This is a genomic window from Actinoallomurus oryzae, assembly GCF_039541955.1.
Taxonomy (GTDB): domain Bacteria; phylum Actinomycetota; class Actinomycetes; order Streptosporangiales; family Streptosporangiaceae; genus Actinoallomurus; species Actinoallomurus oryzae.
In genome coordinates, this window is the sequence record NZ_BAABHF010000024.1 from 475,827 (window position 1) to 499,786 (window position 23,960).

At 71.5% G+C, this 23,960-nt stretch carries 27 protein-coding genes and 1 pseudogene; 10 read left to right on the top strand and 18 right to left on the bottom strand.

The genetic code is table 11. From position 1 onward, the window contains the following. Positions 1–2: 2 nt before the first annotated feature. From ABEA10_RS23360 to ABEA10_RS23370, 3 genes are read right to left on the bottom strand one after another with little or no spacing between them, the layout of a single operon-like run. Positions 3–749, bottom strand: coding sequence for an ABC transporter ATP-binding protein (locus ABEA10_RS23360; protein WP_329255892.1), 747 nt, complete (start codon positions 747–749; stop codon positions 3–5). Further along, positions 746–1,939, bottom strand: a complete 1,194-nt coding sequence (locus tag ABEA10_RS23365) for a peptidoglycan-binding protein (RefSeq protein WP_345467256.1) — start codon at positions 1,937–1,939, stop codon at positions 746–748. The genes ABEA10_RS23360 and ABEA10_RS23365 overlap by 4 nt, the downstream gene beginning before the upstream one ends. A 2-nt stretch (positions 1,940–1,941) precedes the next feature. Further along, the gene (locus tag ABEA10_RS23370; RefSeq protein WP_345467259.1) at positions 1,942–2,478 is read right to left on the bottom strand and encodes a hypothetical protein; all 537 of its coding nucleotides are present in this window, start codon (positions 2,476–2,478) and stop codon (positions 1,942–1,944) included. A 147-nt stretch (positions 2,479–2,625) separates the two neighbouring features. Between ABEA10_RS23370 and ABEA10_RS23375 the strand changes: the two genes are divergently transcribed. The 3 genes from ABEA10_RS23375 to ABEA10_RS23385 are packed head-to-tail and all read left to right on the top strand — an operon-like array spanning position 2,626 to position 4,884. After that, positions 2,626–3,273, top strand: coding sequence for a response regulator transcription factor (locus tag ABEA10_RS23375; RefSeq protein ID WP_345467262.1), 648 nt, complete (start codon positions 2,626–2,628; stop codon positions 3,271–3,273). Between the two features lie 5 nt (positions 3,274–3,278). After that, entirely contained in the window at positions 3,279–4,484 is a 1,206-nt protein-coding gene (locus tag ABEA10_RS23380; protein ID WP_345467264.1) for a sensor histidine kinase, read from the top strand. A gap of 4 nt (positions 4,485–4,488) precedes the next feature. After that, positions 4,489–4,884: a YchJ family protein gene (locus ABEA10_RS23385; RefSeq protein WP_345467266.1), complete on the top strand. Its 396-nt coding sequence runs from the start codon at positions 4,489–4,491 to the stop codon at positions 4,882–4,884. 12 nt (positions 4,885–4,896) lie between these two features. Here the strand turns inward: ABEA10_RS23385 and ABEA10_RS23390 are convergent, their stop codons facing one another. Continuing rightward, positions 4,897–5,352 carry a YybH family protein gene (locus ABEA10_RS23390; protein WP_345467269.1) on the bottom strand — a complete coding sequence of 152 codons (456 nt, stop codon included), beginning with the start codon at positions 5,350–5,352 and terminating at the stop codon, positions 4,897–4,899. A 121-nt stretch (positions 5,353–5,473) separates the two neighbouring features. Between ABEA10_RS23390 and ABEA10_RS23395 the strand changes: the two genes are divergently transcribed. Continuing rightward, a complete protein-coding gene (locus ABEA10_RS23395; protein WP_345467271.1) occupies positions 5,474–6,058 on the top strand; it encodes a TetR/AcrR family transcriptional regulator in 585 nt (194 codons plus the stop codon). On the opposite strand, the gene ABEA10_RS23400 is transcribed toward ABEA10_RS23395, so the two are convergent. The 3 genes from ABEA10_RS23400 to ABEA10_RS23410 form a co-directional block, all read right to left on the bottom strand. Continuing rightward, on the bottom strand, positions 6,033–7,049 hold the full coding sequence (locus tag ABEA10_RS23400) for an aminoglycoside phosphotransferase family protein (RefSeq protein WP_345467273.1): 1,017 nt from the start codon (positions 7,047–7,049) through the stop codon (positions 6,033–6,035). The genes ABEA10_RS23395 and ABEA10_RS23400 overlap by 26 nt on opposite strands. 78 nt (positions 7,050–7,127) lie before the next feature. After that, positions 7,128–8,318, bottom strand: a complete 1,191-nt coding sequence (locus ABEA10_RS23405; protein ID WP_345467275.1) for a 4-hydroxybenzoate 3-monooxygenase — start codon at positions 8,316–8,318, stop codon at positions 7,128–7,130. A gap of 181 nt (positions 8,319–8,499) precedes the next feature. Beyond that, positions 8,500–9,696, bottom strand: a complete 1,197-nt coding sequence (locus tag ABEA10_RS23410) for an FAD-dependent monooxygenase (RefSeq protein WP_345467277.1) — start codon at positions 9,694–9,696, stop codon at positions 8,500–8,502. Positions 9,697–9,841: 145 nt separating this feature from the next. Here ABEA10_RS23410 and ABEA10_RS23415 point away from each other — a divergent pair, with 145 nt between their 5' ends. After that, the gene (locus ABEA10_RS23415; RefSeq protein ID WP_329255870.1) at positions 9,842–10,357 is read left to right on the top strand and encodes a MarR family winged helix-turn-helix transcriptional regulator; all 516 of its coding nucleotides are present in this window, start codon (positions 9,842–9,844) and stop codon (positions 10,355–10,357) included. A 36-nt stretch (positions 10,358–10,393) separates the two neighbouring features. Here the strand turns inward: ABEA10_RS23415 and ABEA10_RS23420 are convergent, their stop codons facing one another. Then, entirely contained in the window at positions 10,394–11,032 is a 639-nt protein-coding gene (locus ABEA10_RS23420; RefSeq protein ID WP_345467280.1) for a rhomboid-like protein, read from the bottom strand. Between the two features lie 166 nt (positions 11,033–11,198). On the opposite strand from ABEA10_RS23420, the gene ABEA10_RS23425 reads away from it, so the two are divergent. Further along, entirely contained in the window at positions 11,199–11,915 is a 717-nt protein-coding gene (locus ABEA10_RS23425; RefSeq protein ID WP_345467282.1) for an IclR family transcriptional regulator, read from the top strand. Positions 11,916–12,078: 163 nt separating this feature from the next. Continuing rightward, positions 12,079–12,696: a nuclear transport factor 2 family protein gene (locus tag ABEA10_RS23430; RefSeq protein WP_345467283.1), complete on the top strand. Its 618-nt coding sequence runs from the start codon at positions 12,079–12,081 to the stop codon at positions 12,694–12,696. Positions 12,697–12,720: 24 nt separating this feature from the next. Here the strand turns inward: ABEA10_RS23430 and ABEA10_RS23435 are convergent, their stop codons facing one another. Further along, entirely contained in the window at positions 12,721–12,933 is a 213-nt protein-coding gene (locus ABEA10_RS23435; RefSeq protein ID WP_345467286.1) for a hypothetical protein, read from the bottom strand. On the opposite strand from ABEA10_RS23435, the gene ABEA10_RS23440 reads away from it, so the two are divergent. Beyond that, positions 12,921–13,430: a transposase gene (locus ABEA10_RS23440; protein ID WP_345467289.1), complete on the top strand. Its 510-nt coding sequence runs from the start codon at positions 12,921–12,923 to the stop codon at positions 13,428–13,430. The genes ABEA10_RS23435 and ABEA10_RS23440 overlap by 13 nt on opposite strands. 47 nt (positions 13,431–13,477) lie before the next feature. Here ABEA10_RS23440 and ABEA10_RS23445 read toward each other — a convergent pair whose 3' ends face one another. Further along, entirely contained in the window at positions 13,478–14,116 is a 639-nt protein-coding gene (locus ABEA10_RS23445; RefSeq protein ID WP_345467291.1) for an SMI1/KNR4 family protein, read from the bottom strand. Between the two features lie 281 nt (positions 14,117–14,397). Between ABEA10_RS23445 and ABEA10_RS23450 the strand changes: the two genes are divergently transcribed. Then, the gene (locus ABEA10_RS23450) at positions 14,398–14,544 is read left to right on the top strand and encodes a hypothetical protein (protein ID WP_345467293.1); all 147 of its coding nucleotides are present in this window, start codon (positions 14,398–14,400) and stop codon (positions 14,542–14,544) included. Between the two features lie 39 nt (positions 14,545–14,583). Here ABEA10_RS23450 and ABEA10_RS23455 read toward each other — a convergent pair whose 3' ends face one another. The 3 genes and pseudogenes from ABEA10_RS23455 to ABEA10_RS23465 form a co-directional block, all read right to left on the bottom strand. Then, the gene (locus ABEA10_RS23455; RefSeq protein WP_345467295.1) at positions 14,584–15,375 is read right to left on the bottom strand and encodes a rhomboid-like protein; all 792 of its coding nucleotides are present in this window, start codon (positions 15,373–15,375) and stop codon (positions 14,584–14,586) included. Between the two features lie 164 nt (positions 15,376–15,539). Continuing rightward, a complete protein-coding gene (locus ABEA10_RS23460; protein WP_345467298.1) occupies positions 15,540–15,953 on the bottom strand; it encodes a hypothetical protein in 414 nt (137 codons plus the stop codon). Between the two features lie 58 nt (positions 15,954–16,011). After that, positions 16,012–17,632, bottom strand: a pseudogene (locus ABEA10_RS23465) (MFS transporter); the annotation flags it as partial. A gap of 144 nt (positions 17,633–17,776) precedes the next feature. On the opposite strand from ABEA10_RS23465, the gene ABEA10_RS23470 reads away from it, so the two are divergent. After that, positions 17,777–18,448 (top strand): TetR family transcriptional regulator, encoded by a 672-nt coding sequence (locus ABEA10_RS23470; protein ID WP_329255856.1) that lies wholly within the window; start codon positions 17,777–17,779, stop codon positions 18,446–18,448. A gap of 194 nt (positions 18,449–18,642) precedes the next feature. Here the strand turns inward: ABEA10_RS23470 and ABEA10_RS23475 are convergent, their stop codons facing one another. From ABEA10_RS23475 to ABEA10_RS23495, 5 genes are all read right to left on the bottom strand, one after another. After that, positions 18,643–18,840 (bottom strand): DUF5999 family protein, encoded by a 198-nt coding sequence (locus ABEA10_RS23475; protein ID WP_345467304.1) that lies wholly within the window; start codon positions 18,838–18,840, stop codon positions 18,643–18,645. Positions 18,841–19,051: 211 nt separating this feature from the next. Next, positions 19,052–20,218 carry a lipid-transfer protein gene (locus tag ABEA10_RS23480; protein WP_345467306.1) on the bottom strand — a complete coding sequence of 389 codons (1,167 nt, stop codon included), beginning with the start codon at positions 20,216–20,218 and terminating at the stop codon, positions 19,052–19,054. Beyond that, on the bottom strand, positions 20,215–21,561 hold the full coding sequence (locus tag ABEA10_RS23485; RefSeq protein ID WP_345467309.1) for an OB-fold domain-containing protein: 1,347 nt from the start codon (positions 21,559–21,561) through the stop codon (positions 20,215–20,217). The genes ABEA10_RS23480 and ABEA10_RS23485 overlap by 4 nt, the downstream gene beginning before the upstream one ends. A gap of 19 nt (positions 21,562–21,580) precedes the next feature. Continuing rightward, complete coding sequence (locus ABEA10_RS23490; RefSeq protein ID WP_345467311.1) at positions 21,581–22,753, bottom strand: acyl-CoA dehydrogenase family protein; 1,173 nt, start codon at positions 22,751–22,753, stop codon at positions 21,581–21,583. Continuing rightward, positions 22,753–23,853, bottom strand: coding sequence for an acyl-CoA dehydrogenase family protein (locus tag ABEA10_RS23495; protein ID WP_345467313.1), 1,101 nt, complete (start codon positions 23,851–23,853; stop codon positions 22,753–22,755). The genes ABEA10_RS23490 and ABEA10_RS23495 overlap by 1 nt, the downstream gene beginning before the upstream one ends. Positions 23,854–23,960: the final 107 nt, after the last annotated feature.

Below are 23,960 nucleotides of genomic sequence, written 5' to 3' on the forward strand. Positions count from 1 at the left end.
CCTCACGATCCTTCCCCCGCTTCCGCCGGCACCGGCACGCGGTCGGCGGCGCTGTCGGAGACGATCCGCCCGTCGAGCACGTGCACCTGGCGCGGCAGCCGGGCGGCCAGGCCGCCGTCGTGCGTGATGATGACGATCGTCGCGCCCTCGGCGTTCAGCTCGTGCAGGAGTTCGAGGATCGAGGCTCCGGTCGTGCTGTCGAGGTTGCCGGTCGGCTCGTCCGCGAGCACGATCGCCGGGCGACCGACCAGCGCGCGGGCGATCGCCACGCGCTGGCGCTGGCCGCCGGACATCTTTCCCGGACGAAACGTCGCGCGGTGGGCCAGCCCGACCCGGGCGAGCGCCTCGGCGGCCCGTTCGCGCCGCTCACGGACGGGCACGCCCGCGTAAAGCAGCCCGTTCGCGACGTTGTCCAGCGCCGAGCTGTGCTCGTCCAGGAAGAACTGCTGGAAGACGAACCCGATGCTGCGGGCCCGCAGCGCCGCCAGCCGGCGGTCGTCCAGGCCCGCGACGTCGACGCCGTCGATCCGCACCGTGCCGCCGGTGGGCCGGTCGAGCGTGCCCATGACGTGCAGGAGTGTCGTCTTGCCCGACCCGGACGGCCCGACGATCGCCACCAGCTCGCCCTCCCGCACGGTGAGGTCGACTCCGCGCAGCGCGGCCACCGGCGGCTGCTCACCGTAGGTCTTGGTGACCGCCTCCAGCTCCAGCACCGGAACGGCGTCGTCACGCGTGGACTCGGCGCTCATGTGGAGGGCACCACCACTCGGTCGCCCGCCGCCAGGCTCCCCGACACCTGCACCAGCCCTTCGGCGTTGTCGAACAGGCCGAGCGTGACGGGCACCGTCTGATGCACGCCGCGGGCGTCGACCCGCTCGACCGCGTAGCCGCCTCCGGCCTGCCCGATCAGCGCGGTGACCGGGACGATCAGCGCCTGTTTCACGCCTTCGGTGGTGATCTGCACCTGGACCGGCGCCTGGTCCAGGTCGCCCGCGACCTTGGGATGCGCGAGCGTGATGTAGACCGGGAGCGTGGTGTCCGAGGAGCTCTGGTCGTCGGAGGAGGACGACTTCGCGACCGTGCCGATGCGGGTCACCTTCCCCGTGGTGACGGTGTTGTCCGGCAGGGTGATCTGCGCCTTGTCGCCGACCTTGACGTCGGACTGCTGGGAGGCGTCCAGATCCACGGTCACCTGCCGGTCGGACGACGTCGCCTCCGCGACCGGCGCACCGGGCGCCGCCCGGCCGCCGAGCGTGGCCCGCGCCTTGGTGATCCGCAGCGGGCCGGGCAGGAACACCGCGTCGCCGAGGCGCAGTTCCCCGGTCTCGTCGGCGCCGACGTCGTCCTGCAGCTTCTGGAGCGCGTCCGCCGTGGCCGAGCCGAAGTACCGGGAGTCGGGGTCGAGCTGCGACTTCTTGGCGTACCCGAGCTTGACCAGGTTGGCGTTGAGCTCCCGTACGTCCCGGCCGCTGTCGCCGACGGACAGGTTCCGGTACGCGGGCCTCGTGCCGCACAGGAGCACGACCGGGGTGTCCCCCACCCAGTAGAGGATCCGGCCGCACTTGACCTCATCGCCCGCGCTCGGCACCCAGGTGTAGATGCCCTGGACGTGGTTGACCACGGAGTACGGGGTGCCGTCGTCCCGCGCGGCGTACGACAGCGTGCCGCTCTGGCTGACCTGAGCCGACAGCGGGCCCTGCCGTACGGCGACCAGGGAGCCGCCGGCTCCGGCCGGCGGCGGTTTCTCGTCCCCGCCGCCGAACGGGTGCACGGCGACGATCGCACCACCCGCCGCGGCCAGCACCACGACCGCGCCGACCGGCAGTCTCGCCCGCCGGAACCGGCGCCGCTTCGCCCTGCCGGACGCGTCGGGCGCGGCGGACGCGTGGGGCGCCTCGGGCACGTCGGGCGCCTCGGCCTCCGATTCGGGAACACTCATGGTCACTGGCCACCGGACCCGGGACCGCCGGCGGGCAGCAGCTTCTGGCACTTCTGCGTCGCGGCCTTGAACTGCGGCGAGTTGGGGTCGACGCCCGACTTCGGGCCGCCCTTGAAGACGATGCGTCCGTCCTGTGGGTCGGGGAAGTTCGGCACCCCGTTCTGGCGCATGCAGGTGACGTACTTCAGCATCTGCGCCTGCTGCTTCGGGTCACCCGCTCCGGACGCCCCGCTCGGCGCGTACGCCTTGCACGCCTCCTGCGCCGCCTTGAACGCCGGGCTGCCGGGGTCCATGTCGGTGCCCTTCTTCATGATGACCGTGGACCGCCCGTTGACCGGGTCGGGGAAGCTCGGCACCCCGTGGCTCCTCATGCACTGCGCGTATTGCACCGCCTTGGTGGAGTTCGTCGCCTTCCCGCCGCCCGCCGCGGCGGCGGAACTCGTCGCGCTCGACGAGCCGCCCGACCCGCCGCAGCCCGCGGCCCCGAAGGCCGCCGCCGCCACGGCCAGCAGGGCCGCGCTCCTCATCCGTCCGTTCATGTCCTGCTCCCTCGCATCGGTGTCGTGCGTCGGGGACCGTTGTACGGATGAGGCGGTCACACGACGGTGCGCGGACCTGTGACCCGACTGTGACCGGATATCGGGCATTCTCGACACCATGAAACGGTCGTTCGGGGAAGCCTGGCGATGAGAGTGCTGGTGGTCGAGGATCACGTCGAACTCGCCGAGTCGGTGGCGAGGGTCCTGCGCCGCGAGGGGATGGCCGTCGACCTCGCCCACGACGGCGAGGACGCGCTGGAGCGTACGGCGGTGACCGGCTACGACGTCGTCGTGCTCGACCGGGACCTGCCCAGCGTCCACGGCGACGACGTCTGCCGCGCCCTCGTGGCCCAGGCCACCCGCGTGCTGATGCTGACGGCGTCCGGCACGCTCGAGGATCGGGTCGACGGCCTCAGCATGGGGGCGGACGACTACCTGCCCAAGCCGTTCGCGTACGCCGAGCTGATCGCGCGGATCCGCGCGGTCGCCCGGCGCTCGCCGACCGCCTCACCCCCGGTCCTGACGCGCGGCGACCTGCGGCTGGACCCGGCGCAGCGCGTCGCCACCCGCGCCGGGATGCGCCTGCCGCTCAGCCCGAAAGAGCTCGCGGTGCTGGAGTACCTCCTCGCCGCCGACGGCCGCGCCGTCTCCGCCGAGGAACTGCTCGAACGCGTGTGGGACGAGGCGGCCGACCCGTTCACCACGACCGTCAAGGCGACGATCAACCGCCTGCGGGCGAAGCTCGGCGCCCCGCCCGTGATCGAGACCGTTCCCCAAGCCGGCTACCGGATCTGACGCCCATGCGCCCTCTGCTCCTCATGCGGCGGCTGCCGCCCCGTACGGTCCGGCTGCGCCTCACCCTGCTGTACGGCGCCCTGTTCGCGGTGTCCGGCGTGGTGCTGCTCGCGATCACCTACCTGCTCGTCAGCCACTCGACGGGCCGGTTCGTCTTGATCAAACATCTGGACGGCCCGCCGACCTCCGATCTCGGCTCGCTCTCGGCTCCTCCCCCCGGCGTCCTGGCACAGGCCCGTACGCAGGCGGCTCGCCAGCACGCCGCCGAACTGCACGAGCTGCTGGTCCAGTCCGGCATCGCTCTGGCGATCACCCTGGTGATCTCGATCGCCCTCGGCTGGCTGGTCGCCGGGCGGGTCCTGCGCCCGCTGCAGACCATGACCACCGCCATCCAGCAGATCTCGGCGCGCAACGTCCACGAGCGGCTGGCCGTCGGCGGTCCCCGCGACGAGCTGAAGGACCTGGCCGACACCGTGGACGGCCTCCTCGGCCGGCTCGAGACCGCTCTCGACGCGCACAAGCGCTTCGTCGCCAACGCGGCCCACGAGCTGCGCACGCCGCTGACGCTCGAACACGCGCTGCTCGAAGAGACTCTCACCGACCGCTCGGCGACGCTCTCGTCGTTTCGGGCGACCTTCGAACGGCTGCTGGCCAACAGCGAGCAGCAGGAACGCCTGCTGGAGTCGCTCCTCACCCTCACCCGCAGCGAACGCGGCCTCGACCGGCGCCGGCCCCTGGACCTGGCGACCGTCGCCGACCACGTGGTGCTCACCTCGCGCCCGGAGGCCGGCCGGCCGCGCGTCCGGGCCGGCACCGCGCCGGCGCTCGCCTCGGGCGACCCGACCCTCGTCGAACGCCTGGTGACCAACCTGGTCGACAACGCCACGCACTACAACCGTCCGGACGGGTGGGTGGAGGTCACCACGGCGACCCGCGCGGGACGCGCCGTCGTCTCCGTGGCCAACACCGGGCCGGTCATCCCGTCCGAGCAGGTCGACCGGCTCTTCGAACCGTTCCAGCGCCTCGGCGACCGCACCGCGCGGGGCGACGGCCACCACGGCCTCGGCCTGTCGATCGTCCGCGCCATCGCGACCGCCCACGACGCCACCGTCACCGCCCGCGCCCGGCCGGACGGCGGCCTCGTCGTGGAGGTCGCCTTCCCCGTCTGGGAGTACGCCGGGGAGCCCACCCCGTCCGTCGCGGCACAATGAGGGCGTGCCCGGATCGGATTCTTCGAACGCGAACTGCGTGTGCGGGCTGCCCGCGCCGTACGACGACTGCTGCGGGCGGTTCCACCGCGGCGACGCGAGGGCGCCGACCGCCGAACGCCTCATGCGCTCGCGGTTCGCCGCCTTCAGCGTCGAGGACGAGGCCTATCTCCTGAAGACCTGGCACCCGTCGACGCGGCCGCCGCGGATCGACTTCGACCCGGCCCTGCGGTGGCAGCGGCTGGAGGTCCTGCGGACCACCGGCGGCGGTCTCCTCGACACCGAGGGCACCGTGCACTTCCGCGCCCACTACGTCAGGCGCAAGCGCCCCGGCCACCTGGAGGAGAACAGCCGCTTCGTCCTTCACGACGGCGCCTGGCTGTATGTCACCGCGCTTCCGTGAACGGTCCAGAAGTCAGTGGCCGGGCGGGCGGTCGAAGCCGGGTGGGAAGTCCTTGTCGCGCCAGGCGGCCACTCGCCATTCGCCGGCCTCGTCGCGGGCCCACACCGTCGTGTTGGTGCCCTCGCGTGGCGGCCACTCCTTCTCGTCGGCGCGTGCCCCCGTCTGCGTCCAGTGCCAGTCGACGATCGCGACGTCCGGGCGGAGGACGCGCACGGCCTGGACACCACCCGTCGACGCGGCGTCGGTGAAGGTCGGGAAACCCGGCGGAGGCGTCGGGGAGTACAGCTTCTCGTGCAGCGAGCGGATCTCGTCGCGTCCGCGTGACACCATGCCGATCGGATTGTGGAAGTCGGCGTCGGCATGGAACATGGCCACGAATTCCTCCAGGTCGAGGCGGTCGGCGGCCGACATCAGCCGGGCCACGGCGAGCCGCACCTCGCGTTCCGCGCGCTCGGTCGAAGAGTCCATCCTGTCTCCTGACTAACTGGAATCGGATTTCCGATTCCGCTATCGGCACCGTAGACGGCACCGCCTCAGCGCGTCAATCGGACCCGGATCTCCGGTTCCGGCCGCACTACACTCGGACGGCGTGAAGGCCGAAGAAGAGCGCCCGATGCGTGCGGACGCCCGGCGCAACCGCGAGCGGATCCTCAAGGCCGCTCGCCAGGTGTTCGCCGAAGAGGGCGCCGCCGCGCAGATGGAGCCGATCGCCAGGCGCGCGGGGGTGGGCGTGGGCACGCTCTACCGCAACTTCCCCACGAGGCGGGCGCTCATCGGCGCCATGCGCGCCGAGTGGACGGCCGAGCGCGCCGCCAACCTCGAACAGGCCCTCGCCACGGCCGACCCCTGGGTGGCGATCACCGAGTACGTCCACCGCAGCGCCGAGGCCATGAGCCGCGACGCGGGCCTGCGGGAGGTCTTTCCCGATCTGCCGGCCAAGGAGACCACCCCCGAGGCCGAGGCGGAGTTCCGCGACCGGCTCTCCGTGCTCATCCGCCGCGCACACGACGCCGGCGTGCTGCGTCCCGAGGTCAGCGCCGAGACCTACAACGGCATGATGGTCGGCCTGGGCGCCGCCATCACCGCCGGAACCGACTGGCGGCTCGCCGCCGAGATCCTGCTCGCCGGCCTCCGCGCCACGGACCCGCTCAGTCCGGCCGCGCGTACTCGCTGAGGATCGCCTGGAGCGTCCGCCGTTCGGCGGCGAGCCGAGCGGCGCCATCGTCCCCGGCCCGCTCATGGTCGCGCTCCCCTCTCAGCATTGAATGGTCGCGCTCCCCTCCTCCCTCACTCCGCGGACGACTCGTCCCTCGCCGTCCACTCCGTTCGCTCGTCGGCTCGCCGCTCAGTGTGATCAAGGCTTTCCACAGGGCCCAGCCGCGGCCCCGTGCCCACATGGCCGGGTCGACGGCCAGTGCCTCGCGGAACGCCCGCCGGCTCTCGGCGGTCGGCAGTTTCCATGCGATCGCAACGTCGCAGGCCGGGTCGCCGACGCCCGAGGTGCCGAAGTCGATGACCGCGGTCAGTCTGCCGTCCTCGACCAGCAGGTTGCCGGTGGCCACGTCGCCGTGGAACCAGACCGGGCTCCCCTGCCAGCGCGCACGGAGTGCCGTCTCCCAGATCTCCGTCGCCGTGTCGGCCGGTATCCGGTCCTTCAACGCGTCGATCGCCTCGCGGGTCTCCGCGTCGTAGGTGTCCGGCGGCCCGCCGCGGAAGAAGTTGTGCCGGCCGGCGGCCGGCCCGCCCGTGGGGTCGACCCGCCGCAGGGCGGTGAGGAACGCGGCGAGGTCGGTGGCGAAGACGACCGGGTCGCCGATGCGTTCGGCGCTCGCGGTCTCACCGTCGATCCACGCACGGACGGACCAGGGAAACGGGTATCCCTCGGCGGGCACGCCCTTCGCGAGCGGAACCGGGATCGGCAACGGCAGGTGCGGCGCCAGCCTCGGCAGCCAGGTGTGCTCCTTGTCGACCTGCGCGGCGTACCCCGCGGCGCTGGGCAGCCGTACGGCCATCGTGTCGCCGAGGTGGAAGGTGCGGTTGTCCCAGCCGTCGCGGGCGACCGGGCGTACAGGCAGGCCGGCCCACTGGGGGAACTGCGCGCGTACCAGCCGCCGGACCAGCGCGGTGTCGATCGCCGGGGGCCGGGCGTGTCCGTCCGGGTTCATCCGCCTCAGGCTCGCGACCCGGCTCCACCCCGGCAACCGGTTTTCCGGGCGTGCGGGATCGCGCGAGACGCCGTGGTCTCAGAAGTCGGCGTGCTTGCCGACGTACAGGTCCGCGAACGCCGTCGCGGCCGTTCTCGACTTCAGCAGCCGGCGCAGGCGCGCCTGCGCCAGGCGGGTGTGGAACAGAGAGGCCGGTGAGCCCGCGGCATGACCGTGGAAGATCTCCGACAGCCACTGGGAGAACTCCTGGTACTGCCACACCCGGCGCAGGCAGGCGTCCGAGTAGCCGGCCAGTTTCGTGTCGTCGCCGTCGTAGTACGCGACGATGGCGGTGGCGAGCAGCAGTGCGTCGTGCAGGGCGAGGTTCATGCCCTTGGCCGCGATGGGCGCGACGAGGTGGGCCGACTCCCCCGCCAGGTGGAGGCGGCCGTACGACATGGGCTCCACGACGTAGTTGCGCATGTCCAGCACGCGCCGCTCGATCAGCGGGCCGAGGCGGATCTCCCCGTCCGGGATGGTCAGCCGGCTCCGCAGCTCTTCGTGCACGCGGTCTTCGGGCCAGTTCTCCTCCCGGTCGCCGGGCGGGCACTGGAGGTAGAACCGCGTGACCTGCGCGCTGCGCGCCATGTGCGCGGCGAACCCGCGCGGGTGGATGCCGAAGATGACCCCGGGCCCGGACGGCGGTGTCTCGGCCAGCAGGGCGAGCCAGCCGATGCCGTAGTCGTGGGAGGCGAAGAGCCGCCCCGCCGCGGCGAGGTGACCGCGCGAGACCCCGCGGGCGCCGTCGCAGCCGGCCACGAAGTCGCAGTCGATCCGGTACGGCCGGCCGTCCTCGTCCTCGTACGTGACCGCGGGCCGTTCGGTCTCCAGGTCGTGCAGGCCGACGTTCCGCACCTCGAACCGGGCGTCGCCGCCCTGGTCGGCGTAGTGCGCGACCAGGTCCGTGACGAGGTTCTGCTGCGGGTAGACGAAATGGCGCTGGCCGGACAGCTCGCCGTACCGCACGATGTGGCGCACCCCGTCGACGCGGAACTCGAAGGCGTCCTGCGTCTGTGCCCGCTGGAGCAGCCGGTCGGCGAGGCCGTGGCGTTCGAGGGCGCGCACCGCCCACTCCTCGATGAACCCGGCCCGAGGCCGGCGCTCGATGAAGGCGCGGCTCCGCTCCTCGATGAGCACACAGTCGATCCCGGCGGCGCGCAGGAGGTTGGCCACCGTGAGCCCGGCCGGACCGGCGCCCACGACCGCGACCCGTGTGCGCGTGACCGTCATCGAGGGGCGAGACCGGCCGGGGGCGGGGGGACGAGAGAGGGCGTTCCCGTCACGCCGGGGCGCCATGCGACGGCCTGGCACGAGTCGGGAATCTGGTGATCCACGCGAAGAACGTACATGAGGGCCGACCCGCCGTACCTGCCGTGGAGGCCACTGATCGGTGACCCTGACGCCGACCGCGTCAGGTGGCCGCGGCGTAGGCGGGGAGGGTGAGCGCCGAGTATTCGGCGCGGTCGTCGCCGACGGGCAGGGAGGTGAGCCCGCGCAGGGCCTCGTTGCGCCGTTCGATGGCCTCGGCGGTGCTGGGGAAGAGCGTGGCGTTCCCCTTCGTGACGAGCGCCTGGTTGACCTCCACGAACTCGCGTGCGCCGTCCTCGTACGCGGCGAACGCCTCCGCGTGGCCGGGCCTGGTGGCGAGCTCGCCGGCGAGCATGTACGCGCCGACCAGCGCGATGCTCGATCCCTGCCCGGTCATGAACGAGGGCGCGTACGCGGCGTCGCCGACGAGCGCGACCCGGCCGGCGGACCATCGGGGCATGTGGATCTGGCTGACGACGTCGAAGAACAGGTCGTCGGCGGCGCGCATGGCTGCGGTCATGCGCGGGACAAGCCAGCCGTCGCCCGCGAAGACCGAGGCGACCAGCTCGCGCTGCGCATCGGGTTTCCGGAAGGCGTCGAAGGGCGGGTCGGGACGGGTGAAGTTCAAGAAGCCATGCAGTTCGTCGCCGTCGCCGACCGCGTAGAGAGCCGCGGACCTGCCCGGGACGCTCCACAGGACGCCCTCGTGGGAGAGGTCGAAGTCGTTGCGCATGGTGAACCCGGCGAAGCAGTAGCCGAGGTAGCGATGGAACCGCTCCTCGGGCCCGAAGACGAGCCCTCTGGTGTTCGAGTGCAGGCCGTCGGCGCCGACGACGAGGTCGAAGGTGCGCCGGGCCCCGCCGCGGAACGTCACGTCCACGCCGCCCTCGCGGTCGTCGAGCGTGGCGATCGAGTCGTTGAAGAGGAACTCCACGTCGTCGCGGACGGCGTCGTAGAGCACCTCCGCGAGATCCCCGCGGCGAACCTCCAGGTCGCGGCCTTCATCCCCACCAATGAGGACCTCGGGCCGGAGGGAGGCGATCAGGCCGCCGTCGGCGTCGAGGAAGCTGATCTTGTGGGTGTCGATGTGGGCGGCTCGGAGGCGCGGCAGCAGCCCCATGCGCCGGACGACCTCCAGGGCGGTGCCGCGGATGTCGATGGGATAGCCACCGCCGCGCAGCGCTCCGGCCTTCTCCACGACCGTGACCTGGAAACCGTACCGGTCGAGCCAGAAGGCGAGCGCGGGGCCTGCGATGCTTGCACCGGAGATGAGGACCGTGCCTCGCGGTGAACGGCTCATTGCGTGCTCCTGTCCCGCCGTCCCCTGAGGAGGGAACGACAATATAGCTACCTTAGGTATCCTTATTGGCGGCGCGGCGAACCGTCGGCCGCCGCGACACCTGACGCAACTATATACCTAACTTAGGTATTTAAATGAGGATGTGATGGACGACACTCAGCCCGCCGGCGACAAGGACGGTCCCGACTTCGACCTCATGGCCGTGTTCCCGCGCCTGACCCAGCTCGGCAACGTGATGAACCGCAGTGGCCTGGTCGAGCGCGCCATGGAGCGGGTCGGCCTCGGCCTGGACAGGCCGGCGATGTCGGTGCTGGTCACGCTGAAGATGTCCGACCGGCCGCTGCGGGTCGGCGAGATCGCCGAACGCATGCAGGTCGTCGGCCCCCACGTCACCCGGCAGATGAACGAGCTGGAACGGCGGGGCCTGGCACGCCGGGCCACCGACCCGGACGACCAGCGGGCACGTCTGATCGAGCTGACCCCCGAGGGCACGGCGGCGGCCGAGCGCTACCTGCGGACCATTCTCGGCTGGTTCACCGACGTCCTCGCCGGCTGGCCCGCGCGGGACCGCCAGGACTTCGGCCGTCTGCTCGGCCGGTTCGCCGACGACCTCACCGCGCGCCTGGCGGCCATCGACGACGAGAGCCCGTCCCGTCCGTAGCGAGCGCGCGGCCCCGAGCCCCGTTCCCGCAGCGCTTCAACCGGCGGGCGCCGCCGGGCGCAGGAGAAGCCCGGCCACCGCTCCGATGACCATCGCGACGACGTGGCCGACCGCCGCGACGTCGAGCCGGCCCAGCCCGGCGAAGATGTACGGCGCGAGCACGCCCAGGGCCGCCGCCGCGCCGAGCCGCCACCAGCCGCTCCCGGCGAACACCCGCCATCCCCGGGCGGCGGACGCGGAACCGTACAGCAGCGTGCCGAGCAGCGCGGACGTGACCACGTACGACGGGCCGACGTCGTCGAGGAAGCGCAGCGACCCCGGTACGGCGCCGGTCGAGATGCGCCACGCCAGCAGCCCCTCGCTGACCAGCGTGGCGATGACGTGCGCCGTCCCGACGAGCAGCAGCGCACGCAGGTTGCCGAAGCGGTGGACCAGGGGGAACAGCCCGACGGCCGCGAACGCCGGCCACACCCACGGCTCACTCTCGGAGACGAACGCCGACGCGACGAGCGCGCCGATGGGATCCGACCGGAGGTTCACGAGGTTGGTCGCGGTCGCGGCCACCAGCGACCGCTGCCCGGCCGGCCTCAGCGCGTAGGTGTACACCACGGAGACGGCGCACAGGACCGCGATGAAGACGACCGGCACCGGGAACCGCCGGAGGAACAGGGTCACCCCGGCAGCTTAGAGCGGCCCCTCGGCGTCCGCGGCGTTGATCTCGGCGATGGCCGACAGCGCGTCGAGAAGAGGCGGTAGCAGTACTCTGCCGTTCAGTGGCAGGCGATCCTGGCCGCTGGGGGTGGCCGTAGTGGCAGGCAACGGCGCTTTGCCGGGACAAAGTGTGTCCAGCAGGCTCTTGGCGGTGCTCGGCTGTTTCGACCTCGATCGCCCGGCGCTGACGCTCACCGAGATCGCGAGACTGTCGGGGCTGCCGTTGTCCACGGCTCGGCGGGTGATCGGCGAGCTCGTCGAATGGGGCGGCCTCGAACGGACGCCGGACCGGCGGTACCGGGTCGGCATCCGGTTGTGGCAGGTCGGTTCGCTGGCGCCGCAGCAGCGCGTGCTGAGTGAGGCGGCGCTGCCGTTCATGCAGGACCTGTGTGCGGCGACCCAGGAGAACGTGCAGCTCGCGGTGCTCGACCGGCGCGAAGCGTTGTGCATCGAGAAGATCTCCAGTCAGCGTGCGGTCCCCACCGCCACCCAGGTCGGCGGGCGGCTGCCACTGCACGCGACCGGGGTCGGCAAGGTGCTGCTCGCCTTCTCCGCACCGGCTGTGCTCAAAGAGGTCGTCGACGACGGGCTGGTCGCGCTCACGCGTCACACGATCATCCAGCCTGGACGTCTCGCCGCGGCCTTGGAGATCGTGCGCGAGCAAGGCGTCGGGTATTCCTATCAGGAGATGACGCTCGGCGCGGTGTCCGTGGCCGCGCCGATTCTTGATGCCTCCGGTGAGGTTCGCGGCGCGCTCGGCATCGTGACCCATTCCCGCGCCGCCTTGAGGCGGCTTGCCCCGGCGGTGCGGACCGCGGCGCTCGGAGTTTCCCGCCGCGTCGGCTGAGAGCCTGGTCCAGAGTGACGGTCTTTCGTGCGGCCGCCGAGACGACGACGTCGGCCGATTTTTCGCTTCCGGGCTGCCACTGAGTGGTGGCCGTTCCTGGGCCTGTGCCGCGGTGCCGGCCCACGATGATGTCCGGACCGGGGACGACAAGCGGGAGGAATACATGCCTACGCACGCGGAAGACCGGCTCGCGATCCGCGAGCTCGTCGAGAACTGGGCGGTGTGGCGCGACGCGGGAGACTGGGAGCGATTCGCCACGGTGTGGCATCCGGTCGACGGGTGGATGACCGCGACCTGGTTCCAGGGCCCGGCGGCCGAGTTCATCGCGGCGAGCCGGGAGGGGTTCGAGCGAGGGGTGTCGATCCTGCACTTCCTGGGCGGACACACCGCTGACATCGCTGGGGACCGGGCGGTGGCGCAGACGAAGATGACCATCAACCAGCGGTCGGTGATCGACGGCGTCGAGGTGGACGTGGTGTGCACGGGCCGCTTCTACGACTTCTGTGCCCGTCATGACGGGGAGTGGACGATCGTCCGGCGCCAGCCGATCTATGAGAAAGACCGGCTCGACGTCGTCGATCCGGCATCGCGGCTGGAACTCGATCCGGAGCTGCTGGCGCGGTTCCCGGTCGGCTACCGCCATCTCGGCCTCGCGCAGACGAAGGCCGGCTTCACCGTCAAGCTCGGACTACCGGGACTGACCGGTGCCGCCGTCGAACGTCTTTACGTCGAGGGCACGGAGTGGCTTGCCGGCTCCGCTACGGCGGGAAACCCACATTGACGGTGCATCTCCCCGTAGTCCTTCTCAGCCGGTGAACTCATAAGTGGGGTCATAAAGACCTGGAAGACCTCCCGTGACCCCGATTACGCCACCAAAAAGGCCCGGCTGGAACACCTCTACGCCATCGCCGACGGCGAGGTCATACCCGAAGGCGGCGAACCCGAGGTCGTCTTCTGTCTGGACGAGTTCTGCCCGCTCAACCTCCAGCCCCACCCCGGACGCCAGTGGGCCGAACACGGCGGCAAGGGCAAAGACCCCGACCGCGAACCCCGCCCCCGGCGGGGGCGACCTACACCCGCCCCCACGGCGTCCGGCACCTGTTCGCCGCCTACGACCTGGGAAAGGACCAGCTCTACGGCCACATCAAGAAGACCAAGGACCGCTCGAAGTTCCTGGAATTCTGCCGCTACCTGCGCTCCTTGCATCCGGCCAGCAAGCGCATCGCGATCGTGTGTGACAACTACTCACCGCACCTGACCACGAAGCAGTGCCGCCGGGTAGCGGACTGGGCCGAGACCAACAATGTCGAGATCGCCTTCACCCCAACCAATTCGTCCTGGCTGAACCGCATCGAAGCCCAGTTCACCGCCCTGCGCTACTTCACCCTCGACGGGGCCGACCACGCCGGCCACAAGGAGCAGGGCAGCATGATCCGCCGCTACATCATCTGGCGAAACCGCCACGCCCATGACGAACGTCTACACGAGATCGTCGCCCGATCCAACGTCGCCTGAACGGCTGTCGCCCGCCCGCCGGAACCGCTCTCCCACAGAGCGCACCCTCAGCCCAGTCCCACCGGCGCCTCTTGGAGTGCATCTCCGTTCAGCAAATGGGGACCCTTGCCAAGCTCCCACCACAGCTGCCCGTCCGAGGTCAGATAGGGATACATGTCGCGGACACCCCCGCCCTCATACAGCGCCCGGGAAACTTCGTGCAGGTATGCAGCTAGGCTCGGCCACGCGTCGGAGAAATCACCACCATCGGCGTGACCGGCCCAGCCCAGCTGCCCGGACCCACTTCCCGGGCGCAGGTCGATCACGTGCGCGTTTCCGTCAGCGCTCTCGGCCCAGGGCACCCACAGGGGATGCCACCAGGGCTCTTCATCCCAAGGACGTGTCACCAGGCCGTCATTGTCCGACGCGATCCCCATGCACATCTTCCAGTGCTCCGCAATAGCCGCTGCCCCGAGTGGCGACTGCTCTGGCAGCAGGCTCGTCCACTCGCCCACTCCGTTGTGACAGCTCAGTGATTCGCTCAAATGAGCCGGAAACTGAACACCGAGCACTCGCTGAGCCGACTCCAGCTCATCTGGAACCACGGGAGGATTGAGCAGGGAAAGCATCGCCGGCGCATGCGTCGCAAGCCAAGCATCAATCCGCCGCCAGGATCCCGCTACCGACGACACAGCAAGCTCACTCATGCCCGCCATACTCCCTCACCCATCAAACAGGGCGAACGTTGCCTGACGCGGCACTAGCTGTGCTCGGAGAACGCGCGGAACAGCCAGCCGACTTCCGTTCCGTTCGACCTGTACATCACCGCGACCGCGCTCGGCGGCGTGATCGCCAATGCCTCCATCCCGGCGTTGATGGCGAAGCGGGACAGGAACGGTGTCTACTACCTGTTCGGTGTGCTCACCGTGGTGGGGGGTGCGGTCTCTCTGAGTCACTCGGGCTGTCCGCCGGGAAGGCCGCGCTGGTCATGGTGATCGTCAGCACCACCGCGATCGGCGTCAAGCCGCTGGTCGGCTTCCTGTCAGACCGTGTGCGGGGTACCCGCAAGGCGCACCTGATGATTCTCAGCTGGTATTTCGCGCTCATCCTCGTCGTGTTCGGCCTGGTGGCGTAACGCAGGCTTCGCTTTCCGCGGCTCGGCGTCGCGACGGCGTCACTCCGCCGCGGAGGCCTCCGATCGGAGCGATCGCGCGCCCGGGCCGGGCTCGAGGCGGGCGAGGAGGAACCCGACCGCGGCGCCGGTGATCAGGGCGACCAGGTGGCCGACGGCGGCGACGTCCAGGTGGTTCAGTCCGCCGAACAGGTGGGGGGCCAGTAGCGCCAGGCCCGCGAAGGCCCCCAGGCGCCACCAGCGGCTCGCGACACGGTCGAACAGCCAGTGTCCGTGCCGGGCCGTGCGCACCGCGGGCTCGGGGCCGTACAGGATCGTGGCGATCAGGGCGGAGGCGATGACGTAGGAGGGACCGACGTCGTCGAGGAAGCGCAGCGACCCCGGTGCCGCGCCGGTCGAGATCTGCCAGGCCAGCAGGCCTTCGCTGATCACTGTGCCGATGACCTGCGCGGCCGCGACGAGAAGCAGGGCCCGCAGGTTGCCGAAGCGGTGGACCAGCGGGAACAGCCCGACGATCGCGAAGCCGATCCAGATCCACGGCGTGGCCTCGGACACGAAGGCCGAGGCGATGAGCGTGCCGAGCGGGTCGGTCCGCAGGTTCACGAGGTTGGTCGCCGTCGAGGCGACGAAAGATCGCTGATCAGACGGCGCGAGCCCGTAGGCGTACACCGACGAGACGGCGCACAGCGCGATGATGAAGAGGATGGGGCAGGGGGAAACGCCTGAGGAGCGAGGGCACGGCGGAAGCCTAGTGCGGCCGACTGAGCGTTTTCTGACAACCGGCCCAGGGGTCAGACCGCTGTCACCCGCCCGCCACCCCGCCACAGATGGCACCCCTCACGGCCGACCGCCGCTGCCACCCGCGGTACGCCTCACGGTCGACCGCCGCCGTCCCTGACAACCGGCCCGGGATCAGGCCGCAGCCACCCGCCGGCCGGCCCGGCCACTCACCGAACCGGCACGGACGGCACCCCTCACGGCCGACCGCCGACCCGGGATCACGCCGCTGCCGCCCGCCGGCCGGCACGGCGCTCACGGAACCGGCGCAGGCGGTACGACTCGCGGTCGACGGCCGTCGTCACGACGACCTCGCGGAACCGGCCCGGTGCCTCGGCCGCCCAGAAGGCGCCCGCGACGGTCACGGCGGTGGCCCTGCGCGACGTGCCGCCCGCGCGGAACTCCACGAGGACCTCGCCGCCGGGCGGGAGCTGCCCCCACGCCACCGAGAACCCCCGCCCGCGTACGGCGCCGCGGACGAGCACGGCTCCGGGGCCGCCCGCGACGGCGACGTCGATCAGGCCGTCGCCGGTGTGCACCTCCAGCGCGGGGCGGTCCCCGCTCCCCCGTCCGAGGCGCAGCTCCCAACCGCTCTCCGGCAGCGGCGTCGCGCCCGGCGCGATATCGGCGTCCATGGACATGGCTCCTGCTCCTTCCGTGTGAAAAGGGCGGGCGGAGCCCCCCTCCGCCCGCCCCGGGCCCCTCAGATCGCGCCTCAGATGGCGCCTCAGATGGCGACTGTGCCCTCGGCCGAGTTCTCACCGCGCCGTACGAGCAGGGCGGCGACGGCCGCCACGAGGGCGACCGCGGCGGCCACCGTCATGGAGGTCTGGAAGCCGTCCATGAACGCCAGGTGGCTGCCGGTGGTGATGGCCTTGGCGGCCGGCGCCGACGTGCCGGGCGGTACCGGCGCGACGCCCTGGGCGACGTACTCCTTGGCCCCGGCGAACCGCTGCGCGGCCGGTACGGGCAGGCCCGCCCCGGTCAGCCGGTCCATCAGGACATTGCCCACGCGCGTGGACAGGATGGTGCCGAGGACCGAGGTACCCAGCACGCCGCCGACCTGGAAGGCGGTCTGCTGGAGCCCGCCCGCGACGCCGGCGAGCTGTACGGGCGCATTGCCGACGATCGCCTCGGTGCCGGCCGTCATGATGAAGCCGAACGCCAGGCCGATGAGGATGAACCACGGCCAGATCGCGTTGTACGAGGCGTCCACCCCGATCCGCGACAGGCCGAACATCGCCACGGCGGTGAAGACCATGCCGAGGATCAGCGGCACGCGCGGGCCGAAGCGCTGGGTCAGCGCGCCGCCGAGCGGCGAGGAGACGATGAAGATGCCGGTCATCGGCAGCATCCGGACGCCGGCGGAGACCGGGCTCATGCCGTGCACCTGCTGGAGGTACAGCGTGATGAAGAAGATCGTGCCGAACAGGGCGAAGGTGCCGAGCAGGAGCAGTCCCGTCGCCGCCGACAGCGAGACCGAGCGGAACAACTTCAGCGGCAGCACGGGATGCGTGGCCATCAGCTCGCGGACGACGAACCCGGCGAGCAGCACCGCGAACGCGGCGAACGACCACAGCGGCACCGGGTCGCCGAACCCGTACGTGCCGGCCTTGATCAAGCCCCAGACCAGGGCGAACAGCGACCCCGACAGCAGCGCGACGCCGGAGATGTCAAAGGACCCGTGCGCGCCCTCGTCCCGCGACTCGCGGACGACCCACAGGCCCACGAGCAGGGCGATGAGGCCGAGCGGCGCGTTGAGGAAGAAGACCGACTCCCAGCTGACGTGCTGGACGAGCAGCCCGCCGACGATCGGCCCACCGGCGATGGAGACACCGACGGTGGCGCCCCAGATGCCGATCGCGGCGTTGAGCCGCTGCGGGGGGAAGGTGTTGCGGATGAGAGCCAGGCTCGCCGGCTGGAGCAGCGCGCCCGCGACGCCCTGGACGACGCGCCAGAAGATGACCATGCCGATGCCGCCCGACACGCCCACCAGCACTGACGCCGCGGCGAAGCCGATCACACCCGCCAGGAACGTCTTCTTGCGGCCGAACCGGTCGGCGATCTTCCCCGCCGGGATCAGCGTGACGGCGAGGGCGAGCAGGTAACCGTTGGTGACCCACTGCAGACCGGCCAGATCGGCGTGCAGGTCCTTGGCGATCGCGGGGTTGGCGATGGACACGACCGTCGCGTCCAGGCCCACCATCATCACGCCGAGCGCGACGGCGAAGAGTGTCAGCCAGGGATGACCGTGGCCGGCGCGGCGGGGTCTCTCCCGCGCACCCGCATGCGGCGTGAGTGTCGCTTGGGACATGAACTTGCCTCCGTGAAGTTCGAGATGGCCCAAAGCTGTCATGCTGTGACACATGTCGTCAAGCGACTAAAGTCGCGCTATGACTACTGTCACAATGAGAAAAGTGGTCTTGGCTAAGTGAACGGCGTCCGTTACTCTGCGGGCATGGAGGCGACCACGGTGGAAGGCGGCTGTGCGGCGCCCATGGCCGGCCGGCGCGAGCGCAAGAAGCAGCGCACCCGTGAGGCACTGGTCGACGCGGCGTTCCGGCTGTTTCAGCAGAAGGGCTTCGACGCGACGACGGTCGAGGAGATCGCCGACGAGGTCGACGTCTCCTCCCGCACCTTCTTCCGCTACTTCGCCTCGAAAGAGGACGTCGTCCTGACGTTCCAGGAAGAGCAGTTCGTCACGATGCTGGAGGCGCTGTCCTCCCGCCCGGCCTCCGAGCCGGTGCTGACCGCGCTGCGCAACGCGGCGGTCTCGGTGATCCGCGCCTGCGAGGAGGGCCGGTACGGCTTCGACCCGGAGCGGTTCGGCTGCATCCAGCAGATGATGGAGAGCAGCCCGGCCGTGTTCGGCCGCAGCCTGGAGCACGGGCAGAAGAAGCAGTCGGAGATCACCCGGATCATCGCCGAGCGCATGGGCGTCGACCCGGCCGCCGACCTGCGGCCGCACGTGATGGCCGGCCTGGCCAACTGCGCGTTCCACAGCGCCTTCGAGGTGCTCGCGGCGGGCGTGGCCAAGACCGACCGCTTCTCCGAGGTCGTGGACGAGGTCTTCGAGGTCATGGAGGACGGCCTGGCCTACCGGTCCGAGGAGACGACCGCCGCCGGATGACGGCACGCCGGCCCACGGATCACCTGGGGGGTGGATCTCCGTGGACCGGCGCACCTACGGGGGATACGGCCGTGCGGCGGGGGAACCGCCGGCCGCTGCTCGCGACTCCGTCGTGGGGATCGACGGGCCGCACGGCGGGGCTCACGTGTGAGGGTCACGCGCCCCGGTGACGTTCTTGGGCCGAAGTACGGGGCTCAGGCCGCCAGGGAGAGTGGCCGGGCGCGGTGGGGCTCGGTCACGAGGCCGTCAGGGGCGAGTTCGCCGGTGTCGTCGAAGATGACGACGCCGTTGCACAGCAGGTACCAGCCCTGCTCGGGGTGCGACGCCACGACACGTGCCGCCGTGTGGTCTGCTGCGTTCGCCGTGGGGCATGGAGGCCGGTGCCGGCACATGTCACGTCCCCTTCCTTCCTCGTTGCCGTCTTGACTTACCAACACCACAATCCCTCGCCGGATGCCCCACGTCAGCGCCGCCACCCCCCAAACCACCCGCCTGCCAGCGCCAGTACGGGCATTCCTGCTAGCCGGTATGCCCGTACGCTCTCCGGGCCGCGCCGCGCGGCTCCGCCTCCGGCCGTGGAGGGTTCCGGCCCGCGTGCGCCGCTCAGGTGGCCCGGCTCAGGATCAGGCCGCTCGTCGGAACGCCGGTGCCCGCCGTGACCAGGACGTGCGACACGTCCGGGACCTGGTTGACCGACGTGCCGCGGATCTGGCGGACCGCCTCGGCGATGCCGTTCATGCCGTGGATGTAGGCCTCGCCGAGCTGACCGCCGTTCGGGTTGACCGGCAGGTGGCCGTCGAGCTCGATGCCGCCGTCCGCGACGAAGTCGCGGCCCTCGCCCCGCCCGCAGAAGCCCAGCTCCTCCAGCTGCATCAGCACGAACGGCGTGAAGTGGTCGTACAGGATCGCCGTCTGCACGTCCGCCGGGCGCAGGCCGGACCGCTCCCACAGCGCGCGGCCCACCACCCCCATCGCGGGCAGCGCGGCCAGGTCCGTGTCGTAGTAGCCGAACATCATCATCTGGTTCGGCCCCGAGCCCTGGGCGGCGGCGGTGATCGACACCGGCGGATTCGGGAGGTCGCGGGCGCGGTCGGCGCCGGTCACGACGATCGCCACGGCGCCGTCGGACTCCTGGCAGCAGTCCAGCAGGTGCAGCGGCTCGACCACCCAGCGGCTCGCCTGGTGCTCCTCCAGCGTGATCGGCCGCTCGTGGAACCACGCGCGGGGGTTGGTCGCGGCGTGCCGCCGCATCGCGACCGCGACGCGCCCGAAGTCCTCGCTGGTCGCGCCGTAGTCGTGCAGGTAGCGCCGGGCCTGCATGGCGACCCAGGCGGCGGGCGTGGCGAAGCCGAACGGCAGGTGCCAGGAGAACTCCATCGCGGTCGTGCCCGGAGCCATGGCCGTGGTCGCCTGGCCGAAACGCTGCCCGGACCGCTCGTTGAACGCCCGGTAGCACACGACCGTACGCGCCTGCCCGGTCGCCACGGCCATCGCGGCGTGCGCGACCGTGCCGCAGGCCGCGCCTCCGCCGTAGTCGACGCGGGAGAAGAAGCTCAGCTCAGGGACGCCCAGCTCGCGGGCGACGGCGATCTCCGCGTTCGTGTCCTGGGTGAACGTCACCAGCCCGTCGACGTCCGACGGCGTCAGCCCGGCGTCCTTGAGCGCGGCGACGCACGCCTCGGCCGCGAGTTGCAGCTCCGAGCGGCCCGACTCCTTGGAGAACTCCGTCGCTCCGATGCCGGCGATCGCCGCGCGTCCCGAGATCGTCATGCGGGCTCCCCCAGCCGTACGGTCGCCACCACGTGGTCGCCCAGGCCGACCGCGCCGCGCACCTCTAGAGTCCCGTCCTCGCCGGCACGGCCGGTGAGGGTCAGCGTGTCCCCGGCGTACGCGGGCGCGCCGAGCCGCAGCGCGATGCCGGCCAGGCGGGCGTCCGGCCGGCGTTCGAGGGCGTACCGCTGGACCAGGCCGATCGTGGTGAGAATGTTGAGGAAGATGTCCGCGGAGCCCTGGGCCCGCGCCACCGCCGGATCGTGGTGCACGGGCGTGAAGTCGCGGGTCGCCAGCGCCGTCGAGATCACGAACGTCGGCGTCAGCTCGATCCGCAGTTCCGGCTCGCCCGGCTCCCGATCGCGCCGCGACTCGCCGGCGCTCGGCTCGGCGGCGCCCGGCGGCTTCTCCGCGGTCGGCGCGGCGGCGGCCGGGCGCCACTGCGGCAGCGTCAGCTCCTCGTCCATCCGCTGGAACTCCAGCTCCACCGGCATGCCGACGTACACGTCCCCGGGCGCGCAGCCGAGCAGGTTGCCGATGATCCGTACGCCCTCCTCCAGCTCGACCAGCGCCACGACGTACGGCGGGGTGAGGCCCGGCACCGGCGGGTGATGGTGCACGACGTAGCTGTGCACGACGCCGCGCCCGGCGGCGACGACGTGGTCGCGCTTGGTCGCGTGGCAGGCCGGGCACATCGGCCCGGGCGGGTGGCGCAGCGCGCCGCACTCGGCGCAGCGCTGGATCCGCAGCTCACCGGCCCGTACGCCGTCCCAGAAGAACCGGGTGTCGGGGCCGACGGCGGGGCGCAGCGGATACCGCCCGCCGGCCGGGGCGGGCGGCGCGCCGCGCGGTTTGAACTTCAGCACCCGGAACAGCATCTCCGCGACCCGCTCGCCGCCGGAGTACCAGCGCTCGTACCAGGTGACGAAGTAGCCCTCGCCGAGCGCGGTCCGCTTGGGCCCGGTGACGCCGTCGAAGAGCACGGTCGTGGACAGCTCCTCGCCCAGCCGCAGGTACCGGTCGTAGGTGTGCTCGCAGTTGGTGGCGACCACGCCCGTGTAGCCGGACTCGTCCAACAGCGACAGAACCCGATCGGGCGCGCTCTTTCCCCGACCAACCTGCCCCGACCGACCTCCCGGCGATGGACGGTCGTCCGGACCGGCCATCGACCAGACCTGGATCATGGCCGGTGGGGCGTACTCCGACCAGCGTCCGCTCCGGTCGCCGAGGGCCTGGGTCCAGTTGCGGATCATCGCGGCGTTCACCGGGTCGGGGCAGGGCGTGGCGGCGCTCTCGCCCTCGGCCGCGAGTTCGTCCGCGAGCGCCATCAGCCGGTCGTGCATGTCTCTCCCTCGCGGTGGGTCAGCGCGGGGCCCGCGGCAGGCCGAGGCCGATCATGGCGATGATCTCTCGCTGTACTTCGTTGACCCCGCCGCCGAAGGTCAGCACGAGGCCGCCCTTGACCCCGTGGTCGACGCGGTCGATCAGCTCACGCGTCTCCTCGTCGCCCGGGTCGCCGTACCGCGCGAGGATCTCGCCGACGACGCGCCCGGCGTCCTGCATGCGCTCCGAACCGTAGATCTTGGTCGCGGAGGCGTCCGCCGCGCCGAGCCAGCCGAGGTCCATGCCGGCGGCGACCTGCCAGTTGAGCAGTTCGTTGACGCGCAGGAACGCGTGCACCCGTGCCACCGCGCGCCGGACCGCCGGCTCCTCGATCAGCGGCCGCCCATCACGGCCGGTCTTCGTACGGGCCCAGCGGACGAACCGGTCGTAGGTGTGGCCGAGGTTTCCCGCCGGGCCGAGGGTGACGCGCTCGTGGTTGAGCTGGTTGACGATGAGGTCCCAACCGCGGTTCTCCTCGCCGACGAGCAGGTCGGCCGGCACGCGTACGTCCTGGTAGTAGGTGGCGTTGGTGTGGTGACGGCCGTCCATCGTGACGATCGGCGTCCAGGAGAAGCCCGGGTCGGCGCAGTCGACGATGAGCATCGAGATGCCCTTGTGCCGGGCGGCGCCGGGGTCGGTGCGCGCGGCCAGCCAGATGAAGTCGGCGTGGTGCGCGCCCGAGGTGAAGATCTTCTGGCCGTTCACGACGTAGTGGTCGCCGTCGCGGACCGCCGTGGTGCGCAGCGCGGCCAGGTCGGTGCCGGCGCCGGGCTCGCTGTAGCCGATCGCGAAGTGGCACTCCCCCGCGAGGATCCGGGGCAGGAACCGCTTCTTCTGCTGCTCGGTGCCGTACTGCACGAGCGTCGGCGCGACGGTGTTGAGCGTGATGATCGGGTACGGCACCTCGGCGCGGGCGATCTCGTTGGCGAAGATCTGCTGCTCGACCGGGCCGAAGCCGCGCCCGCCGTACTCCTCCGGCAGCGCGATGCCGAGCATGCCGTCGCGGCCGAGCCGGCGGCAGTGCTCCATGTACGCCGGGCCGAACGGATCTTCGGCGATCCGTTCGCGGTCCTCGGCGGTGAGGCAGTCGCGGAAGTAGCCGCGCAGGTCGTCGCGGAGGGCCCGCTGCTCGGCGGTCAGGTCGATGAACATCAGGCCACCAGAGCTCCGATCGTGTCGAGCTGGGCCTCCGCGCCGCCGAGCAGGTGGGCGTAGTGCTTGCCCCAGGCGAAGTGGCGGTGCAGGGGGTAGGTGACGTCGAGGCCGAGGCCCCCGTGCAGGTGCTGGCAGGTGTAGAGGGCCTGGAGGGCGCCCTCGCAGGCCGCCCAGGCGGCGACCGCGAGCACCTCGGCGGCGTCGTCGTGGCCCTCGGCGAGCCGCCAGACCCCGGCCCACATGGCCACGTCGAGCGCCCGCTTGGCGATGTAGACGTCGCCGATCTGCATCGTGACGGCCTGGAACTCCGCCAGCGGGCGGCCGAACTGCTCGCGCGTCCTGACGTGCGCGGTGGTGAGGTCGAGCGCGGCGGCGAGCGCGCCGGAGGCGGTGGCGACCGCCCCGGCGGTGGCGTGCCCGAGCAGCGTCTCGTACGCCCCGGCGCCGAGCAGGGCGCCCGCGCTCACCCGTACGCCGTCCAGGTCGAGCCGCGCCATGGGCTCGCCGGTCGCCGCGGGCTGCGGGGTCAGTGCGGCCCGGTCCGGCTCGACGGCGAAGACGCCGACGCCGCCGTCGCCGGTGCGCGCCGGGACGAGGACGCAGGCCGCCTGCCCGGCGTACGGCACGAAGGTCTTGACGCCCTGCAGGACGTACGTGTCACCGTCGCGGGTCGCGGTCGTGCCGGGGGTGACGGCGGGTGCCGGGGCGAGGCCGGAGCCCGGCTCGCGTACCGCCGCGGTGAGCACCAGCTCGCCGTCGGCCGGCGCGGTGAGCCTTTGACGGAGGTCTCCGGTGCCGTGGCGGGCGATCGTGAGAGCGGCCGGCAGCGAGGCGTACGCGGGCACGGGCGCCGCGCGCGCCCCGATCTCGCGCAGGATCACCGCCAGCTCGACCGTGCCGAGCCCGGAGCCGCCGAGGTCCTCGGGCAGGCAGGCGCCGAGCACGCCGGTCTTGGCGAGCGCCGCCCAGAGCCGCGCGTCGTACGGGTCGCCGGAGCGCTCGTGTTCGTCGATCCGCGCCGGGGTCGCCTCCCGGTCGAGCAGGTCGGACACCAGACTCCGCAGCTCCTGGGCGTTCTCGTCGAGATCGAAGTCCATGATCCCCTCTCGCGGCCGGGGGCAGCGCGCCTGGGATGCAAACTAGAACGGATTCTAGTCCGTGTCCACTGCCGAGAGACGAGCGCGATCCCGCCACGACACAGCGG

What these genes read in the sequence shown, in the direction of transcription:
- ABEA10_RS23450 (WP_345467293.1), top strand. Translation starts at nt 14,398, where the DNA reads ATGGTGATCGTCAGCACCACCGCGATCGGCGTCAAGCCGCTGGTCGGC.
- ABEA10_RS23360 (WP_329255892.1), bottom strand. Translation starts at nt 749, where the DNA reads ATGAGCGCCGAGTCCACGCGTGACGACGCCGTTCCGGTGCTGGAGCTG.
- ABEA10_RS23390 (WP_345467269.1), bottom strand. Translation starts at nt 5,352, where the DNA reads ATGGACTCTTCGACCGAGCGCGCGGAACGCGAGGTGCGGCTCGCCGTG.
- ABEA10_RS23460 (WP_345467298.1), bottom strand. Translation starts at nt 15,953, where the DNA reads ATGGACGCCGATATCGCGCCGGGCGCGACGCCGCTGCCGGAGAGCGGT.
- ABEA10_RS23375 (WP_345467262.1), top strand. Translation starts at nt 2,626, where the DNA reads ATGAGAGTGCTGGTGGTCGAGGATCACGTCGAACTCGCCGAGTCGGTG.
- ABEA10_RS23445 (WP_345467291.1), bottom strand. Translation starts at nt 14,116, where the DNA reads ATGAGTGAGCTTGCTGTGTCGTCGGTAGCGGGATCCTGGCGGCGGATT.
- ABEA10_RS23490 (WP_345467311.1), bottom strand. Translation starts at nt 22,753, where the DNA reads ATGTTCATCGACCTGACCGCCGAGCAGCGGGCCCTCCGCGACGACCTG.
- ABEA10_RS23475 (WP_345467304.1), bottom strand. Translation starts at nt 18,840, where the DNA reads ATGTGCCGGCACCGGCCTCCATGCCCCACGGCGAACGCAGCAGACCAC.
- ABEA10_RS23405 (WP_345467275.1), bottom strand. Translation starts at nt 8,318, where the DNA reads ATGACGGTCACGCGCACACGGGTCGCGGTCGTGGGCGCCGGTCCGGCC.
- ABEA10_RS23410 (WP_345467277.1), bottom strand. Translation starts at nt 9,696, where the DNA reads ATGAGCCGTTCACCGCGAGGCACGGTCCTCATCTCCGGTGCAAGCATC.
- ABEA10_RS23400 (WP_345467273.1), bottom strand. Translation starts at nt 7,049, where the DNA reads ATGAACCCGGACGGACACGCCCGGCCCCCGGCGATCGACACCGCGCTG.
- ABEA10_RS23480 (WP_345467306.1), bottom strand. Translation starts at nt 20,218, where the DNA reads ATGACGATCTCGGGACGCGCGGCGATCGCCGGCATCGGAGCGACGGAG.
- ABEA10_RS23485 (WP_345467309.1), bottom strand. Translation starts at nt 21,561, where the DNA reads ATGCACGACCGGCTGATGGCGCTCGCGGACGAACTCGCGGCCGAGGGC.
- ABEA10_RS23380 (WP_345467264.1), top strand. Translation starts at nt 3,279, where the DNA reads ATGCGCCCTCTGCTCCTCATGCGGCGGCTGCCGCCCCGTACGGTCCGG.
- ABEA10_RS23365 (WP_345467256.1), bottom strand. Translation starts at nt 1,939, where the DNA reads ATGAGTGTTCCCGAATCGGAGGCCGAGGCGCCCGACGTGCCCGAGGCG.
- ABEA10_RS23430 (WP_345467283.1), top strand. Translation starts at nt 12,079, where the DNA reads ATGCCTACGCACGCGGAAGACCGGCTCGCGATCCGCGAGCTCGTCGAG.
- ABEA10_RS23415 (WP_329255870.1), top strand. Translation starts at nt 9,842, where the DNA reads ATGGACGACACTCAGCCCGCCGGCGACAAGGACGGTCCCGACTTCGAC.
- ABEA10_RS23495 (WP_345467313.1), bottom strand. Translation starts at nt 23,853, where the DNA reads ATGGACTTCGATCTCGACGAGAACGCCCAGGAGCTGCGGAGTCTGGTG.
- ABEA10_RS23370 (WP_345467259.1), bottom strand. Translation starts at nt 2,478, where the DNA reads ATGAACGGACGGATGAGGAGCGCGGCCCTGCTGGCCGTGGCGGCGGCG.
- ABEA10_RS23470 (WP_329255856.1), top strand. Translation starts at nt 17,777, where the DNA reads ATGGAGGCGACCACGGTGGAAGGCGGCTGTGCGGCGCCCATGGCCGGC.